Here is a 17,276-nt window from a genome sequence, read left to right as displayed (position 1 = left end):
TTAAGATTGACTCAGCATTAACAGCTTCGCTAACATTTGAGCTATTTCTTCACGAGACGCTGTATCTTTTGGAGCAAAGTTAAGCCCCGTACTTTCTGCAACAGGCTTGCCTGAAATAATTCCTGCCTGCTGAGCAGCTGCAGCTGCTTCAAGAGCATAAGAGCTTATCGACTTCTGATCCGCAAAAGCTGAACTGTCGCCACTTACAGGCAATGTCCAGTTCATAGCTTTCGCTAATCGCACGATCATGACAGAGAGCTGCTCACGAGTTACATTTGCCCGAGGATTGAACTGTCCATCACTCACGCCGGTAACAATTCCCTTGCGATTAGCCCACGCTACCGCTGCCGCATAATAATCGTCAGCCTTAACATCTGTGAAGTTTCCTGCTCCTTCTGCGCCCAGATTAACACCAGCCAATCGTGCTAGGAGCAAGGTAACATCTGCTCTGTTTAGTTGACTCTTAGCTCCGAACTTACCTTCACCAATGCCGGTAATTACATCACGAGCTGCCAAATACGTAATAGAATCTTTAGCAAAGCTGCTGCCAATATCAGAGAAGCTCACTTTGTTGTACCCTACTGCATACGTGGAGAATTGTGAAATTTGGAAATTCAGTTGTCCCTTTGCTGCGTTATAGCTACTGCCTGCTAGTACAACCGCTTGCCCCGCATTCGTCAAATCATAAGCTACGACTGCATTAGCATCTTCATTTGCTCCTAGTGTATACGGCACTGTTATTGTCGCAAAACCAGCACCTAGGTTAGATAGACGCTGACTGCCAGCTGAAATCGCCAGGTTTATTACTGGACGACTGCCAACCACAGCTTGAGCTTTGCCTTTCCCATCCATGTCCGCACTGCCGATGGACAGCTTAATGTCCTCACCCTTTGCTGCTGTGTGCACAGCCGAGAGTGCAATACGATCCAACGTTATCGTACCAGCTCCTGCTTCAAATACAACTGACTTTGCAGTACTACCTGTCAGTGCCGCAAAAGCACTCGATGGGAAGTTAAGTAGAACTTCACCTGAAGCTGCATCAACCTTAGAGCGGAATATCAACTGACCATTAGCATTATTCGCCAGAGACTTAAGTCCCTCTGTAACCATATCCAAAGTAACGGAGGCAACCAACTTACCTTCTGCATCCGCTGAAGCCTTAACCTCTACGATAATCTTATTACCTTCTGTGGTTACAGCTGGTGTTGTCGCCTGTTTAACTGGATCTTTAGTCGTTACCGTTGTACCAGGTCCCGGATTTGAAATCACCGGATCTGCTGCGGATACGGTCACAGTAGATTCAGCTACGCCATAACCATCTGCGCTATAGGTGGAGATAACCGCTGTTCCCTTTGCCAAGGGAGTGACCTTTCCGTTGTTATCAACGGAAGCAACACTTGGATTCGAAGAACTCCAAGTTACCACATTCGATCCACCCTCAGCAGGAACTACGCTAGCCTCAAGCGTTGCTGAAGCCTCGCCAACTTTCAATGACAAAGAAGTCCGATTCAGTGTTACCTTCGATACATTCAATTGATAAATGGCCACAGTACCACCAACTTCATTCGCTACGAGTACTAATGGCAATCCAGTCGGGCTTGATGTTGCCGAAATAAATTCGATACCTTCTGGACCAGTGTCCGTTTCAATGGTGTTCGCAGGTGTGAATTGACGTGTATTAATATAGTTCACAAAATTCGGTTTCTCTGGATTCGTCACATCATAAGTCATCAGACCACCGATTCGCTCAAGACCAATAAAGGCCAGCGCTTTTTGTCCAACCTTGCCTACCTTGACATACTCAGGCTCCGGTCCTTTTTTGGTACTACGGTTATCCATGGTCGTGTTACTGTTGCTTGCATTGAAATATTCTGGCAGGCGTTCTCCGGTAATCTTTTCAAAGTCGCTGCCACTATCGTAGACCTGTTTCATAGAATCTGCTTCCCAAATGGAAAATGAACGGCCACCGTACAAGTAAATCCCATCATTGCCCATGTCAGACATAACTTCTACACTATCATATTTATCTTTGTTTTTATTCAGAAACTTAGCCGCATCTGATTCCGGATCTAATGAGCCCTTCATTTTTTTGACTGAGCTCACGTTCACCTTACTATCCCATTCCGTTGCGTCACCTTCGTTGGCCGTGAACAGATAAGTTTTACCTCCGACCGTGTACTGATCTATACCATCAGGCATATACGTACCGAAGAATGGAACATTTTCTAAATTCACTTTATTATCTTTTACCAGGTCCAGAGCATTGTTAGGAAGGCTTAAATCCTTGAAACCTAATCCTTTAACCCATAGAACCTGCTTGGAGGCAATATCGATGGCAGCAATAGCATTATTCTCTTGAAGCGCTACATAAGCAATGGTCTGGTCATCAGAAAGCACCACAAACTCCGGCTCCAGATCACGTATCGCATCCTTTTTTTCACCTTTGCCCGTAATCTGTTTAGTTACCGGATCAGCTACTTCACGAATATGGACAAGATCGTCAATTGCATCAGGGTTATCGAACTTCACCTGAATCGAAGTGTCCTTGAGCGTATCAATGATCGTTACACTACCTTCAGGATCACCGACAGTCGTGCGTGGTTCAGCTTCGTCCGCTGTCAAAATGTAACGACCATCATCGGTATACTTCACCATGTCCGGTTGTACTCCAGCTTCATAAGAAGCCAGCAATTTACCATCATAATCGAGTACAAGAACCTTACCGTTCTTCATAGCATCTTCTTCTTGAATGGCTACAGCGATCCGTTTAGTAGCGGTGTTGATATCTACACTCGTCAGGTCTCCGTATGTAAATCCATCCACTTCGGATAGCTGTTCTACATTAATACTATATTCTTTTTGCGGATTAGAAGGGTCCTTGAGATTCACAATATCGACTGTTGCAGGGTGAGATGAACCATTAACGAGGTAGAACTTGCCGTTATCACGGTTAAACTTCACGATCTCCGCCACGCCGCCATCTTTATTGGTCACGCCTACAGCGTATCCGCCGATCTTAGTTACACTAAGTAGATCTGGAGTCAAAGGTGCTGCGGCTTCCGCCACATTCAGTGGTACTATAGCTTCTGTCTTCTTCCGGGGTGTCGAACTGTCATACACTGCGATACTTACGGTGGCCGCCCCTACTTTCGTAGGAGTTCCACTAATATTCCCAGATGCTGCATCCAGTGATAGTCCGTCCGGTAAACCCGTAGCTTCAAAAGAATAAGGTTGTACTCCCCCATAAACGGACAATGTTACCGAATAAGGCGATCCGAGTTTTGCTTCTGAAAGATTCTGAGTTGCGATGCCAAGATCGCCTACATTTATTCCCCATTGTCCATCTGCGCTGTTATGCGGCTTTGCCAAGGCCAAAGCTGAAGCATCTAAGGAATCAAAGCTAATCTGTTTGAAATCTGCTTTATTGTTGTCTGAATCTACGAAAGCAACGCGTCGAACGGACTTTTGTTTAGAAGTACCTTCCGCTTTCCCCGTAGGATAGTCCGTCTCGTATCCATCTATCTTAGCATTATCATCATTTGCTGCTACACCAATCATGTCCACGTAACTACTTGACATTGTTTGAAATGGATTCACAACCTGCAGCAAGTCTGTACTGCTTAGCAGAACAACCTTCATGCCTTTGTTATTAAAATACATCCCCGGCCAGGACTGATCGCCTTTGGCACTGATATCGTTTTTGTGATCCTTGTTGTTGGCATCATCGGTGATGAGATAAGAAGACTGAGCTTTAATGGTTCCGTTCAAATCCAACTTGCTCCATTGTCCAGCGAGCTTAGGATCCGAATATTGTACAGACCAACCTACTAAACTCACATCGGAATCGGTTGGGTTATATAATTCAATGTAACCTTTCGAGAAAAATCCACCTGAGGCATCGGCAGTGTTACCCCCACCATAAACTTGATTAACAATAATATGAGGAATCTTCACATTGTATTGACCGTCTGCCGTATAAGGCGTACCTGATTGAACGGATGCAGCCACTGCTGGACCTGCCATCCAAGCGGAACCTAACAACATCTCAGCTGTAAGCATAAGAGAAACAATAGCTTTACCTGTGGGTTTCAAGTAGATTTTCACTCCTATTGATAGTTTCTATCAATATAGAGTAATAGTATTACCTAACCTGCAGATTTGCGTAATGGTGATGTAAACATTCTCTATGCAGTAGCAGGAGTAATTTTCACAAATATAAATCGTGTAAGAGGCCCGACTAATAGAATTTGCAGTGGAAGTGCAACAATGAAATTCTTACCTATCGCAGACAGATAAGCCATCGGTAGTTCTGAGGTGAACCCTACATGAAGAACTGCGCCATAGAAGGACATAAACAGCACCATTCCGGTCACCATAAAAAAGGAGATGAACATGATTTTTTTGATCATCGGATCATTCTCTTTTACCAGCTTATGTGCGATCCCTTTCGCAACTTTCCCTACAACAAAGACATCCAGGATAAATGCAACTACAAACGCAGGTATGTAGCCGATGATCACATCTTTAACTAACGTACCTGACCAGCCCTCCATCAGCGCTACATTGTAAATGCTCATACCCAGCACCATCAAAGCACACATGATGAATGTAAATAATAATGCTTCTTTTTTGTTTCTTCCCATCTTCAAGCTCCTTTTATCTTTCAGCATTGTCAACCTGGATTACAATATCACAACCATTCAAAGTAAGTCAACCAAGTTGACAATGAATACAAATAACTTATACTTGGATTAATGAGCGATGATTTAGGAGTGTTCACATGGATAACCATCTGCAAGAAATGAATCTTATTGATTTACTTAGTGAGAAACATCTAGCCCTACGTAAAATAGTGACTGACCAAGACCCGGACCAAATTAATAAGACTGAATCCCATATCCTAGCAGTTCTTGAAACACATGAAATGCTCACGATCTCAGAAATCAGTAGAATTATTCATATTTCAAGACAGGGTACGCATAAAAGTATTCAAGGACTGTTATCCCGCAACTATGTAGAAGCCGTGGAGGTCAAAGGAAATCAACGTGACAAAAACATCATCCTTACCCAGAAGGGTATCGAATGCAATCAAAGAATGATGATCACCAAAATCGAATTAGAGCAAAGAATCGCTAACAAGCTTGGGGCAGCTAACGTAGAGCATCTCAAATCTTTGATAAAAGAGGAATGGCTCTAAGCTCAAGCAAAAAAGACGCAGGGCTCCACCCTGCGTCTTTAAAAATCTTCAATTATTTTCCGGGAAATTGTCGTTAATTAGCTTTCAAAGCACTGTTTGCCGCGCTCTCCCCGCCAAGACGACCTGAGGTAAAGGAGTACCCAATACCAACGCCGTTTCCAACATAAGTATCGTTAAACAACACGCCTTCAGATTCAAGACCCACAGCAAACAATCCTTTCACTGGCGTCCGTTTATCATTCAGAACTTGGAACTTTGTATTTACTAGCAAGCCCCCAACAGAACCCAAGTTATTGATTTCAGCAATGATTGCATAAAATGGACCTTCCTCACCCATAGGTTCTAAATACTCAGCAGCTTTACCAAATTCAGAGTCAACACCAGTTTTTGTCGCTTCTTTATAACTATTGTAATTTTCTACAAACACGTCAACATCCATTCCTGCATTCGTAGCTAATTCTTCAATCGTATTTCCTTTGAAGCCATCTCCGTTCTCCACCATCGAATCAAATACTTTCCCGACATTTGCCCAAGGGTTCTCAAGTGTAAATTGAACCGCAAATTCAGCATAGAATTCCGGTGGCATTCCTGGAAGACTTGGTGCATGAACACCGTTCATTCCTTTGGTCTGAAGTGCATCCAATTGGGATTTCGAGACAATAACCATATGATAGGGTCCATTAAATGCACTTGTGTTCGCTGCTGCAACCGAAGTTAGAGTCGCTGCTTCATCTCTGAATCTTGCGCCAGAAGTACCTACATTCATGAAATTCGGAAGATAAGTCAACATTAGTGGATAACTTGCTTCAAAAGGCTCATATTGTGCTTTTAGACCTTGTGTTGCTCTAGCTAATGTTTGGTGAAGCATTTGTCCACCGAAGTTGTCCGGTACCTTAGCTCCAGCTTCCCATGCCATTTCGAGACCTTCCCCTACGTTTTGTCCTAATCCACCGTTAACCCCTTCGAAACCAAAAGCCTCTTTAACCATCTCTTTATTTGCAGCATAACCACCCGTTGCCATTATGACACTCTTCGCTGAGATTTCTAGCGTTGTACCGTCTGCTTTCTCAGCGACTACTCCCGTAACTTCTCCAGCTTCATTCGTAATCAGCTTCTTGGCAGTCGTTTCTGTGATCACTTGTCCGCCATGTTGTTCAACCGATTCGGACAACATTTTCCGAAGGGTCTCTTCACGGGTTTCATAAGCCGGCAGCACATGTAGTTGTTCACCGAAGAAGTTCAGGAAGCTAGTTTTATATCCTTTTTCGGCTAACCAATCGTAAGTTTCACCGGATTTAGTAACATATTGTCTAATCGCTGCTGCATCCACTCTCCAGTGATTGTTGACAATCCAATCCGCAATTTCTTTTTCCACATTTACTTTTAGATTATTACTAGTAGCAGCAGAGGAGTTGTAGAACTTACCTGCCCAAGACAGATTACTTGCTCCCCCGATGACACCAGTTTTTTCTATAATAATAACCTTCGCACCTTTATCAGCTGCTGTAACCGCTGCAGATACACCGGATGCTCCAGCGCCCACTACAACAACATCGGTTTCCAGTTTTTCTGTTTTCCCTTCACCGGCTTTTTTGACACCTCCAGCTTTGAGGACTTCTAGATTACCTCCACCTTTGGTTACGGCATCCTCTACAGCGGCAAGCATGGCTTCACTGGAAAGACTGGCACCACTAACAGCATCAACTGCCAAGGTTTGTCCTTCTAGAATTTGTTCTTTCATTTTTTCAAGTGCGCTATCGCCTAGGCCCCCTGTTTCCGACTGGCTTACAATCTTAATATCTTTAATTTTATCGGGCTCATCCATAGTTACTTCTACCTTAATAATTCCCTCTTTACCTTCCGCTTCCCCAATGAACGTACCCGCTTTAAAGGACGATGACGACGAATTAGCCGACTCCCCATTTCCCGTACATCCGCTCAGCATGGAAACGATCAGCACCATACAAAAAGATAACATGAGCATTTTCTTGACGAAATTTCTGTTACGCATTCTGTTCTCCCCCAGTGTCTAATATCTTATAACCTGAAACCAATAACGTGATAATTTTCACAAAGTTAATTGTTAATCAACAACGTAATCCGACAGGCTATATACCGAAGTGTAAACCTTGGTGCTGCACCAAGGTCAATGTATACTTTTTGTCCAACTAGAAAAAAACACCCGCTCAAAGAGCAGATGTTTAATAAGAGAAGCTATTGGATTGGGATATTCACTTCCAAATAAGATCTATTCTGGCCTTCAATTTTCTCAGTAAGCAATAATTTCCCGACCACATCTCCCGCTATGGCATAATGATTAGCCTCGATATAGTCGATCATGAACTGCAAAGAGTTCTTCGTGGTATATTTTTCATCCGGACATAATATGGTAGCTGAGATACAATGACTTGGGCTAATATACTCTGCATATTCTTCGCTATCCATTTCGAATTTTTGCGTTTCTTCCTCTAGTAAGGTAAGGCCCCAGCTGTAATCAAAATTATTGTTTTCGCTGACAAAGTTATCTGTATCTTCAATTCTAAAAGAATAAAATGCATAAGGAAGTAAATCCATCCAAGTGTTGACCAAGCTTTTAACCATATCATTTTTTATTAATGCATTCTTATCCGTTTGCTTTAGTCTGTACATACCTGGCAGTTGTTTAAGTTTACACGTATATAAAGAGGACTCTAATCCCCTGAGTTCTTTATGAATTTCATTCATCTTATTAAGCAGCATCGTCTTCTGCTTGATCTCTTCTTCTAAATTCAACGCTGTTTCTTGCATCCTACCCATAACTTGCTCTAAAGAAGACTCCTTCATGAGGTTTGCCACTTCCGGTAATGGAATTCCCATACTTCTGTACCATCTACTCATAAGCAAATCTCTTGCATCTAAATCATTAAAATATCTGTAATTATTGCTGTTATCTTTAGTGGGTCTAACAATATCATGTTTCTCGTATAACCTCAGCGTATCCGCAGTCACACCGAGAATGGAAGCAAATTCCCCTATGCAATATTTCAACTGATGTCCCTCCATCCATATCATGCATACCCAGCCACATGAAATGATACACAGAAGGACCATTTTTAGATATGAAGTAGTTCATTTCTTACGATTCTAATGTATGCAAAAGATCACGCCAGACCAAACCAGTGAACTAATGTAAATCCAACTAAGGACAACAAGACCGAACCTATAAGCCCTGCTGCAAAAGACTTCATCCCCAGTCGTCTAAATGCCGCCAAGTCAACGTTTAAACCAAGTCCAGCCATCGCCATAGCGATTAGCATATAAGCTATCGTTACAATTCCATTTGCCACTGATGCAGATACGATCCCTAATGAATTCACACCACTGACAAGTAAGAAGCCTAGAATAAACCAAGGAATAGGAATGCTTTTCCATGAGGCTTTAGACTGTCCACCTTGCACTTTTCTTTCTGCACGATTGGTCCAAACCCCAATTAAGATAGCGACAGGAACGAGTAAGGCCACCCGAGTCAATTTAACGATAACCGCCATATCTACTGCTGCGCTCCCACCTGCATCTGCTGCTGCGATGACGTGAGCAATTTCATGTAAGGTAGCTCCAGAGAAAACCCCATAGCCTAGATTCGATAAGCCTAGTAAAGGATACAAAAAAGTGTATAGCAACGTGAATATTGTACCTAAAATTGCAACTATCGCTGCACCAATCGCAGTTTCGTCGTCTTTGGCTTTGATTTGTGGAGCAATCGCCACCACCGCTGCCGCACCGCAGATCGCTGTTCCGCAGGCTGTTAAAATACTGAGTCGCTTATCAACTTTGAACAGTCGGGCAAGTCCGTATACAACAGAGATCGTAAATACGATCACAATCACAGCCAGTAGAAATACCCGTGGACCTGCAGCAACAATATCCATTAAATTCAACCGCATACCGAGCAGGATAATCCCTAGACGTAGCAGCTTTTTGCTGGAAAAATCAGTGCCATGGGTGATCGTACCCGGCACTCCAACGGTTGCCCGCCAAATAATTCCGATTAAGATGGCAATGACCAATTGGCCCATAATAGAGAGAAATGGAAAGCCTGCTAAATATTTTGCGACTAATGCAATGATTAAGGTTAACCCAATGCCAAGTGCAAAACCAACTTGTTTCTTATTGTTCGATTGGTATAATCCCTGTGAATCCCCCATGTCGTGTACACCCCTTGTATGAATCTCTAGATGACGGAGGTATGTATTTCCCTTCCCCCATGAATCAACAATAATACGCCATGGCTCGAAAGTTAAATACCAATATACTATCCGTAAGATTAGTATTCCTTATGCTTGAATCCATGCAAAAACTCATTTATGTACATGAGCGCCATTTCATTATTAAATGTTATTCGCTCTCCCCATCTGCGACTGACAATGATCCGGTATACACTTATCCAATCCATGACCGAATTAGTGAATTCCTGCTAAAGTACATCAAATGTTCTGATATCCTCTTTCACATCGGTAAATACTGCAAAAATACAGCAATCCCCCCGCTTATCACTTGAAAATGAATTCTGACGCAAGTATTACTGCAGATCCGCATGAATAAGTCGGTTAGCGATTGCTTATATCAATTAAAGATGTATTTTTGCAGGTTTATCCTCTACCCGTCATCTCAATTAGCTACTTTATTTCCTCACATTCACACAAAAAAACTCCTTCGAGAAGGAGAATGCCGAAGCATCCACCTCTCCAAAAGAGCAATTGTGTTCCTATATTAATTTTTTTTAAATTTACACTTCAAGCTTCTGGAGCTTAGTTCCCTTCGGGAGTACAGAAGTTATATACTCGTGAACGGGATGTTGTCCTTCAGCTTCCGCAAGTACCGTCACAATTCCTTGGTCCGTACCCGTTCTGATCAGACGTCCCATTCCTTGTTTAAGTCTTAGCAGCATGTAAGGTAAATCCACATCTTCAAAAGGATTGGAAGTCTCCGCACGTTTTGCCATAAATACAGGGTCAAGCGGAGGATAAGGTAGCGACCAAATGATCACATTAGATAGTGAAGGTCCTGGTATATCTAATCCTTCCCACAGCGTCACCGCACAAAGAACACTATGCTCATCCCGCTGAAAAGCTGAGATCAGATAGCTGATCTCCTGATCCCCTTCATAGAGGAAAGAATACTTGCTGGATTCAGCTCTCTGCGAGCTGAGCTGCTTGAACTGCAGAAGTTCTTCTCGCGTACGGAATAACAACAGGGCTCTTCCTTCTGTCTGCTGGATAAGCTTCAGGGAGATCTTCATTTTCTCAGCAAAATCACCGCTCTGAAGCTCAGGTACATAGATATTCATCTGGTGCTCATAATCATAAGGTGAGTCTACAGAGAAAGACAGGAAGTCGTGTATTCCAAGACTATCCTTCAAGTATTGAAATGATTTGTCCACGGATAATGTAGCCGAAGAGAATACGATTGGCATTTTTTGCGTGAATAAGCTGTCTTGAAGTACTTCCTTAACATTACGCGGCATGACCGACAGCGTTAAGCCATCGCTATCTTCTGTCGCCCAGCAGATTAATGCACCTGAATCCTCAAACAACCTCAATGCGATCTCTATGGTCTCCAAACGTTCTTCCACAATCCGCAATTGATATTCATCAATCGTGTACAGTCCACTTTCGAATACTAATTCTTCCTCAATAGCGGCAATTACACTACGCATGCGATGCACCTCACGGATTAGCGATGCATTTAGCTCAATGCTTTTTCGATCCGATCCAGGAATGGTGCGGCATTGACGACGAATGTGTTTAAACATTTGCTCACTTTGCATAATCGCTTCATCTATAAGAACAGCAAGCGTTTCACGAATCTCATTCTGTAGCAGACGAGAGATTAGTTCTTCAAAGACAACATGCTTCATTTTATAGCCTAACGCCTTCATGGCCGCAGATTCTAACAAATGCCCTTCGTCAAACACAACCGCACAATGCTCTGGAAGCAGAGGAATTTGACCCTCTCGTTTACGCGCTTCATAAGTCCAGACATGCTCCATGTAATAATCGTGGGAACAAATGATCAGGTCGCTTGATTTCCGGTAATGATCACGGGACAACGTTTGTCCACAGCGATGACGCATATCACAAGTAAAACAATCCTGAAACGTATCCCAGTTGATCTTATTCCATTGTTCATCATTCAGATCTGGATAATCCCTACGGTCGCCGTAGGCATGGAACTGCTGCATTGGTGCATGAGAATGTACAAAATCAGGTAAAGTACCATATAAACTCTCCAGCGGCAAGCTCCCATCATCATTGTTGCGAGCATGATCCAGCTTTTTCAGACACATATATTTATCTGGAGATTTCGCTAGTCTGGCATCAATATTCATATTCAGATGCTTCGCAAGCTTGGCAATATCACCCTCTGGCTTCACCAACTGCTCAATCAAGGACTCGTCCGCACAAGCGATAATCGCAGGTTTACCCATATACCGCGCATAACAAATGCTATATAACAAATACACTAAAGTCTTACCCGTACCGACCCCTGCCTCAGCAAAAATCGTCTTCTTCTCAGCAAAAGCTCGCTCCACCTGAAACGCCATGTAAATCTGTTCATCACGAACTTCAAATCCTGCCTCAGGAAGAATTTCATAGAATACATCGCCGACCCATTCCCCTACTTGCTCCATAAAAGGTCTGGTCCGATCGTATTCAAAAGGATACTGTGTCGCCAACAAGCCTACCTCCAATATTTGATCAGGCATATCACGTTATGCCATGAAAAATAGAATCAACGGAAAAACTCTATTATCTCATAAGATTGGAGTAATTACAAAGTAGTTCATTCGAAAATATGTTAGATATCGAGTTTACGAGTACCAATCCATTTCACCATTTCAGGATCCCGATGTGAAAAGAACAAACTCTGATTCGTATCTAACGTAGCAATGGATGCCATATCCTCTTGGCTTAATTCAAAATCAAAGATATTGAAGTTTTCGATAATTCTTTCTTTACGAACTGACTTCGGAATCACAACGATTTCTCTTTGTGTGAGCCACCGTAAAATCACCTGAGCCACGGATTCATTATACTTTTCAGCTATGGATACCAGTAACTCATTCTGGAACAAATTATTTTTCCCTTCAGCAAAAGGTGCCCATGACTCGATTTGAACATTATTTTCAGTCATAAATTCCGCATTTTCGATTTGCTGGTTGAAAGGATGCGTTTCAACCTGATTTACAGCTGGGACTACTTCATTATGAAGAATTAAATCAATCAAACGATCCTCATGAAAATTACTAACGCCGATAGCACGGATCTTGCCCTCACGATATAATTCCTCCATAGCTCGCCATGAGCCAAACACATCGCCAAATGGCTGATGAATTAAATACAAGTCCAAATAATCAAGCTTTAATCGGTTCAGTGATTGTTGAAATGCTTTCTTTGTGCGCTCATAACCCGTATCTTGAACCCAAAGCTTTGTAGTGATAAATAATTCCTCTCTTGCCACGCCACTCCGTTTAATCGCCCTGCCAACTGCTTCTTCATTTAGATAAGAGGCGGCAGTATCAATCAGGCGATAACCTGCCATAATAGCGTCATAAACGCTTTGCTCACATTCATTTGCATCTTGAATCTGATAAACACCAAAACCGAGTATAGGCATTTCAACATTATTGTTCAAAACTACTTTTTGCATAATATTACCCTCCAAGTTTTCAATGATTAAGTGTAAATCCTCTTTCTGTTTGCATATCCTTATTATGTACCTGATGACAAAGCGACCGTTATCCCATTCTTGCCAAATGTTTGCCTAATCCTCTCACTAACACTTATGTAAGGGAGAATATAGACTATAATCAGACTATATAGAGATAAGGAAATGAGAGGATCAAATGCCTGAAATAATCACTAAACAGCAGAATGAACTCGTAAAAATCATTGACCATTTCACAGAAAAAGATGGTGTTCACCAAACGGCTATTCCCTCTTTATTTTTCATGCGTGACTCGAATGCGTCCATACCAAGGCATGGAGTTTACAAACCTTCCTTATGTTTGGTGGTTCAAGGGGCAAAGGAGGTTTGGCTGGCACAGGAGCGTTTTAGATACACCCCCTCCGATTACCTCATTGCATCCGTTCACCTGCCAGTTACCGCCCAAGTCACCGAAGCCACTTCCGATGTTCCATACTTAGGGTTCAAGCTTGAATTTACACCAAGTCAAATTTTAGAGGTTTTACAGGAATCTGAAGTTCGAGTTTACGCTAAAGACAATCCTAAGCGAGCTATGTTTGTTAGCCAGATGGAGTCTTCTTTAATGGACGCCGTCCTCAGGTTGGCTCGTTTGTTAGATCAGCCTAAAGACATTCCAGTGTTAGCTCCATTATTTACAAAAGAGATTCTTTACCGGGTGCTACATGGGCAGAATGGGATTGCATTGGAGCATATTGTAATGGAAGGAAGCTCAACTCATCTAATCAAAGATGTTATTGAACATATCATGAATAACTATGCTAGTTCTTTTAAGATTGAGGAGCTTGCCGAAATAGCGAATATGAGTGTTTCTTCGTTTCATCGGTACTTTAAGGAAGTTACTGCAATGAGCCCTATTCAGTTCCAAAAACATCTGAGACTTCAGGAAGCCCGCCGGTTATTACTAATCGAGTCAGCAGATGCCACCGATGTGGCATTTCGAGTAGGCTATGAAAGTCCTTCGCAATTTAGCCGTGAGTATTCCCGCATGTTTGGTTTTCCGCCTAAACAGGATGTAAAGCGTCTGAAGGCATAACACGTTTAGATAAAACCTAATCTTAAATAGTTACCCAAATAAGGGCGAGCATAGCTAACTGTAAGAAACGATAACTTAGTAAGACTAGTAGGCAGCCGGTCATCACGACAGCCAGATGCCGCAAGCTTTCAGGTCGATCAATACCTCGTCGGGTGCCAATAGCGGAACTTCCGTCGTTGCGACTCTGAAATTCTGCGGTCCAAAGACTCTAATTTGTTTCATACCCCTCCGTTCAATAGCAACAAGCTTGACGAGTCTGTGAGTCGGATCTTCATGCAAATTAGGATTAACAGAACACTGCTTAAAGCGAATGGGAACATCATTCTTCTTAGACAAAATAAAAACTCCCCTTCAAGTAACGGTTATTAATTAAACCCTTGTCTACTTGAAGAGGAGCTTATCAAAATCGGTAGCCTGTTACGTAATTTATAATAGTGAGGTTACGGACTTCACCTCCGGAAAGCCGCTATTCGGTCCTTTCATTAAGATTCCGCCTTGATTTTTCAGATACATATCGAAGAAATCAAGCATATAGGCATTAATAACGGAGTTTGCTCTTTCGGGAGCAATCTTTCCGGTAATGCCCAGTATTTTGAATATCGGAGTAATGAACTGTACGTCGGTAAAATTCAAATGCTCCGTATTTTCAATATAGAGGACCTGTCCCCCTTCGTCGACTGTTTGGCGCATCCGTTCAAGCTCCAACTTTTTATCTTCCGTTACTTTATCCTCCCACTCTCTTGTTGAGCCCATACGGTTAAGCTCTGAATCCGTGTATACCCGGTTATCCATCACCATTTTTAATTTTTCAAATTCGCTTTCCGAGTTGATGAACAAAAACGGCTTACGCAGACCCTCTCTTTCACGCAAACGATAAAGCCCTCCATCAAAGTCTATTCCAACCGCGATTCGCGGATCGTAAGAGGCGTCATAGGCCGTCGCTCCGCCGATGGAATGACCGAATACACCGACATTACCGAGATCAATTCTCCCTTTTAGATGACTTGGAATCTTCCCCGATTGGATGAGCTCGAATTGGTCCAGCACAAACGCCACATCGTGGGTTAAAACTTTACCCAACTTGTCGCGATTACCTCTTTCCGTCTGGTAATCATGGTCAGGCGAGAATAAATCGTTAGTTGTGCTGGTCGTGATTCGACCGTCTGGAAACTTAGTTGCAAATGTATTGTAGGTGTGGTCAATCACTGCCACGATATATCCGTGACTCGCGAGATATTCAGCTTGCGCCGTGTGGAGGAACCTGGAAGAGCCGAAGCCGGGATTCGCAAGGATCAGTGGGTATGAAGTCTGTGCAGAAGAGACTTCAGCCCCCGAATAAGCATGACTGGATACGTACTTTAGGTGTTGTAAAGTAAACCCGGGAAGGCCATAGTTCGTAGCCATATAACGTAAAATCTGGGTATCTGGAATAAAGGGAGCGTACTTGCCGGTGCCATCTTGAGCCGGATACCATACCTGAACCATCAATTCTCTCTTGCCTGTCGCGGTTTTGCTAAATGTTTCCTCACGGTTTTGGTCTATGAAATGAAAGATTTTCGTGCCTACCTGCAACTCGCCGGTTGGCGCCGGAAAGTCGAATACAGGAAACACATATAGGAAGCACCCCGTTACGATTAGCCCAATCACGATAAAAAGGCGGCCCAGCACCCTACGAATTCGCGAGGCAGTCCGAGCGAATTTCGGCTTTATGAAAACGTCTATAAGCGAAAGCATAAGCATCAGGATCGTAAATCCGTATAAAAATACAAGCTGAACCCTGTATCCTTCGACAAGCAAATGTATGACTAAAAAAATGGAGCCTGCTCCGCTTGTCAGGAGCAAAGCAGATCTTCGAATACGTTGATTTAAAATGAACAGGAGTGCCAAAAAACTAACACTTGAAAAGAATAGCAGCATTTCAAAAAACCTCATGACCAACTCCCCCTTAAAAATAATCCTATTAATGGATTAGTATAGAGGAGCTGCTAGGTTGATGCGATTGATCTAGATGACAATCACCTAACACTTTTGTAAGGTTTCGTGACGATGGCGCAGTGTAATATACTGTTATGTAGGGGAAAGAAATGCCCCATCTGCCGCATGTCATGCCCAAGGGATATTGACAAATTTATACGAGGGCATTAACACTTAAATAGTTCCTATGGTATTTTGGTTGATCTATTACTTTTGGAGATATATTGAAAGAAAACAAAAGAATAAATGATAAAGAGCTCATTCATTAAAAAACGGCAGCCTAGGACTTTGTTTCACTCGTCCAAGACTGCCTCTTTTTTATAGACTAGTCAAAAATTACAGTATTACTTCCAAAAGTCCGTCCCAGCAAAAACAAACTCTTTATCCAGCGCTTCTTCCCCATCCTTAAAGCAATCCACCCAGGGAACACGTTGCTTTCGCACATTAGCAGCATCCTTCACGCCAAACTCCTGATATCTTACAGTTTGCTCATTGGCTGAGTTATTCCAGTTGTCCCAGCCCAAAGGATGAATATGCGAACCCATCTGACAACCCACAAATGCAGTCTTAGCGTACTCACGCCAAGGACGTCCTAAAAACACTGGAGCAATATCAGGGTCGGCTGTTAAGAAGCAATTTTTATAAATAAAACCATGTGACTGTCTCTCGGGTGTGGAGGCAGCTGTTATATACCCTGTATTGTTTTCATAATGACGTAAACTGCGGATTTCACATTGATCAAAATAAGCCGTTGCACCGCCAAAAATAAAATCAATCGTTCCTTCTATATAGCAATGCTGATACAACTGATGATACTGGGCATGATGTTCTCTCAGCGGAACGCCTCCGAATGCTCCTCGCTCTCGTGGAGTAGGTGGCAAAGGCCCTGTGAACAACGTGTCTTGATGCCCTTTAAAGGTACAATGTCTGAACACAGTTCGGTCACAATGCGCATAAACGGCTACCGCCTGACCAATATGTTCTCCCTGCCCAGCACTATTAGAAATCACCAGGTTCTCTAAGACCAGGTCGGTACCTCCCAGAAATAACGTTGGTGTAGCAAACGTATTGATTTCTTTACCCGCTTCATCACGCTCTTTGGCATAATGATTCATGGTTATTTCCACGAGGCCAATCCCTATAATCGTTAAATAAGAGCGATAAATCCTAACTGTCTCATTATAGATGCCTGACAAAATATAAAGCGTATCTGCTTGGCCCGATGGCTCGCACTCTAGCGAATCTATCGCCTCTTGAATCGTGTGATAGTCACAAAAGGATTCTTTGCCTACTACTAGCATCGTTGGTTCAGTTCCCTTCTATGGA

Annotated in this window: 12 protein-coding genes; 2 read left to right on the top strand and 10 right to left on the bottom strand. The window is 42.8% G+C overall.

Features of this window, described 5'->3' with window-relative positions; genetic code table 11:
* A complete protein-coding gene (locus MKY52_RS22230; RefSeq protein ID WP_341053571.1) occupies positions 1-4,092 on the bottom strand; it encodes a choice-of-anchor I family protein in 4,092 nt (1,363 codons plus the stop codon).
* 92 nt (positions 4,093-4,184) lie between these two features.
* Complete coding sequence (locus tag MKY52_RS22225) at positions 4,185-4,643, bottom strand: DUF2798 domain-containing protein (protein WP_076298598.1); 459 nt, start codon at positions 4,641-4,643, stop codon at positions 4,185-4,187.
* Positions 4,644-4,780: 137 nt separating this feature from the next.
* Here MKY52_RS22225 and MKY52_RS22220 point away from each other — a divergent pair, with 137 nt between their 5' ends.
* Positions 4,781-5,197, top strand: coding sequence for a MarR family winged helix-turn-helix transcriptional regulator (locus tag MKY52_RS22220; RefSeq protein WP_341053570.1), 417 nt, complete (start codon positions 4,781-4,783; stop codon positions 5,195-5,197).
* A 73-nt stretch (positions 5,198-5,270) separates the two neighbouring features.
* Here MKY52_RS22220 and MKY52_RS22215 read toward each other — a convergent pair whose 3' ends face one another.
* The 5 genes from MKY52_RS22215 to MKY52_RS22195 all read right to left on the bottom strand — a co-directional run bounded on the left by MKY52_RS22215 (position 5,271) and on the right by MKY52_RS22195 (position 12,886).
* Entirely contained in the window at positions 5,271-7,208 is a 1,938-nt protein-coding gene (locus tag MKY52_RS22215; RefSeq protein ID WP_341053569.1) for an FAD-binding protein, read from the bottom strand.
* Positions 7,209-7,411: 203 nt separating this feature from the next.
* Entirely contained in the window at positions 7,412-8,224 is an 813-nt protein-coding gene (locus MKY52_RS22210) for a MerR family transcriptional regulator (protein WP_341053566.1), read from the bottom strand.
* Positions 8,225-8,337: 113 nt separating this feature from the next.
* Positions 8,338-9,381: a YeiH family protein gene (locus MKY52_RS22205; protein ID WP_042186676.1), complete on the bottom strand. Its 1,044-nt coding sequence runs from the start codon at positions 9,379-9,381 to the stop codon at positions 8,338-8,340.
* A 581-nt stretch (positions 9,382-9,962) separates the two neighbouring features.
* Entirely contained in the window at positions 9,963-11,942 is a 1,980-nt protein-coding gene (locus MKY52_RS22200; protein ID WP_076283257.1) for an ATP-dependent DNA helicase, read from the bottom strand.
* A 92-nt stretch (positions 11,943-12,034) separates the two neighbouring features.
* Positions 12,035-12,886: an aldo/keto reductase gene (locus MKY52_RS22195; RefSeq protein WP_341053564.1), complete on the bottom strand. Its 852-nt coding sequence runs from the start codon at positions 12,884-12,886 to the stop codon at positions 12,035-12,037.
* A gap of 196 nt (positions 12,887-13,082) precedes the next feature.
* On the opposite strand from MKY52_RS22195, the gene MKY52_RS22190 reads away from it, so the two are divergent.
* Complete coding sequence (locus MKY52_RS22190; RefSeq protein WP_341053562.1) at positions 13,083-13,976, top strand: AraC family transcriptional regulator; 894 nt, start codon at positions 13,083-13,085, stop codon at positions 13,974-13,976.
* A gap of 102 nt (positions 13,977-14,078) precedes the next feature.
* Here the strand turns inward: MKY52_RS22190 and MKY52_RS22185 are convergent, their stop codons facing one another.
* From MKY52_RS22185 to MKY52_RS22175, 3 genes are all read right to left on the bottom strand, one after another.
* The gene (locus tag MKY52_RS22185) at positions 14,079-14,312 is read right to left on the bottom strand and encodes a hypothetical protein (RefSeq protein WP_341053559.1); all 234 of its coding nucleotides are present in this window, start codon (positions 14,310-14,312) and stop codon (positions 14,079-14,081) included.
* Between the two features lie 90 nt (positions 14,313-14,402).
* Entirely contained in the window at positions 14,403-15,908 is a 1,506-nt protein-coding gene (locus tag MKY52_RS22180) for an alpha/beta hydrolase family protein (RefSeq protein WP_341053557.1), read from the bottom strand.
* A 386-nt stretch (positions 15,909-16,294) separates the two neighbouring features.
* On the bottom strand, positions 16,295-17,251 hold the full coding sequence (locus tag MKY52_RS22175) for a pectinesterase family protein (RefSeq protein ID WP_341053555.1): 957 nt from the start codon (positions 17,249-17,251) through the stop codon (positions 16,295-16,297).
* Positions 17,252-17,276 lie beyond the last annotated feature (25 nt).

It is taken from the genome of Paenibacillus sp. FSL P4-0184, from assembly GCF_038004625.1.
Classification (GTDB): Bacteria; Bacillota; Bacilli; order Paenibacillales; family Paenibacillaceae; genus Paenibacillus_AQ.
The sequence above is the reverse complement of the archived record's forward strand: the minus strand, read 5'-3'. Positions and strand labels throughout refer to the sequence as shown.

Excerpts from the sequence above, each read along its gene's own strand:
- MKY52_RS22215 (WP_341053569.1), bottom strand. The coding sequence starts at position 7,208 with ATGCGTAACAGAAATTTCGTCAAGAAAATGCTCATGTTATCTTTTTGT.
- MKY52_RS22195 (WP_341053564.1), bottom strand. The coding sequence starts at position 12,886 with ATGCAAAAAGTAGTTTTGAACAATAATGTTGAAATGCCTATACTCGGT.
- MKY52_RS22225 (WP_076298598.1), bottom strand. The coding sequence starts at position 4,643 with ATGGGAAGAAACAAAAAAGAAGCATTATTATTTACATTCATCATGTGT.
- MKY52_RS22200 (WP_076283257.1), bottom strand. The coding sequence starts at position 11,942 with ATGCCTGATCAAATATTGGAGGTAGGCTTGTTGGCGACACAGTATCCT.
- MKY52_RS22180 (WP_341053557.1), bottom strand. The coding sequence starts at position 15,908 with ATGAGGTTTTTTGAAATGCTGCTATTCTTTTCAAGTGTTAGTTTTTTG.
- MKY52_RS22205 (WP_042186676.1), bottom strand. The coding sequence starts at position 9,381 with ATGGGGGATTCACAGGGATTATACCAATCGAACAATAAGAAACAAGTT.
- MKY52_RS22190 (WP_341053562.1), top strand. The coding sequence starts at position 13,083 with ATGCCTGAAATAATCACTAAACAGCAGAATGAACTCGTAAAAATCATT.
- MKY52_RS22220 (WP_341053570.1), top strand. The coding sequence starts at position 4,781 with ATGGATAACCATCTGCAAGAAATGAATCTTATTGATTTACTTAGTGAG.
- MKY52_RS22175 (WP_341053555.1), bottom strand. The coding sequence starts at position 17,251 with ATGCTAGTAGTAGGCAAAGAATCCTTTTGTGACTATCACACGATTCAA.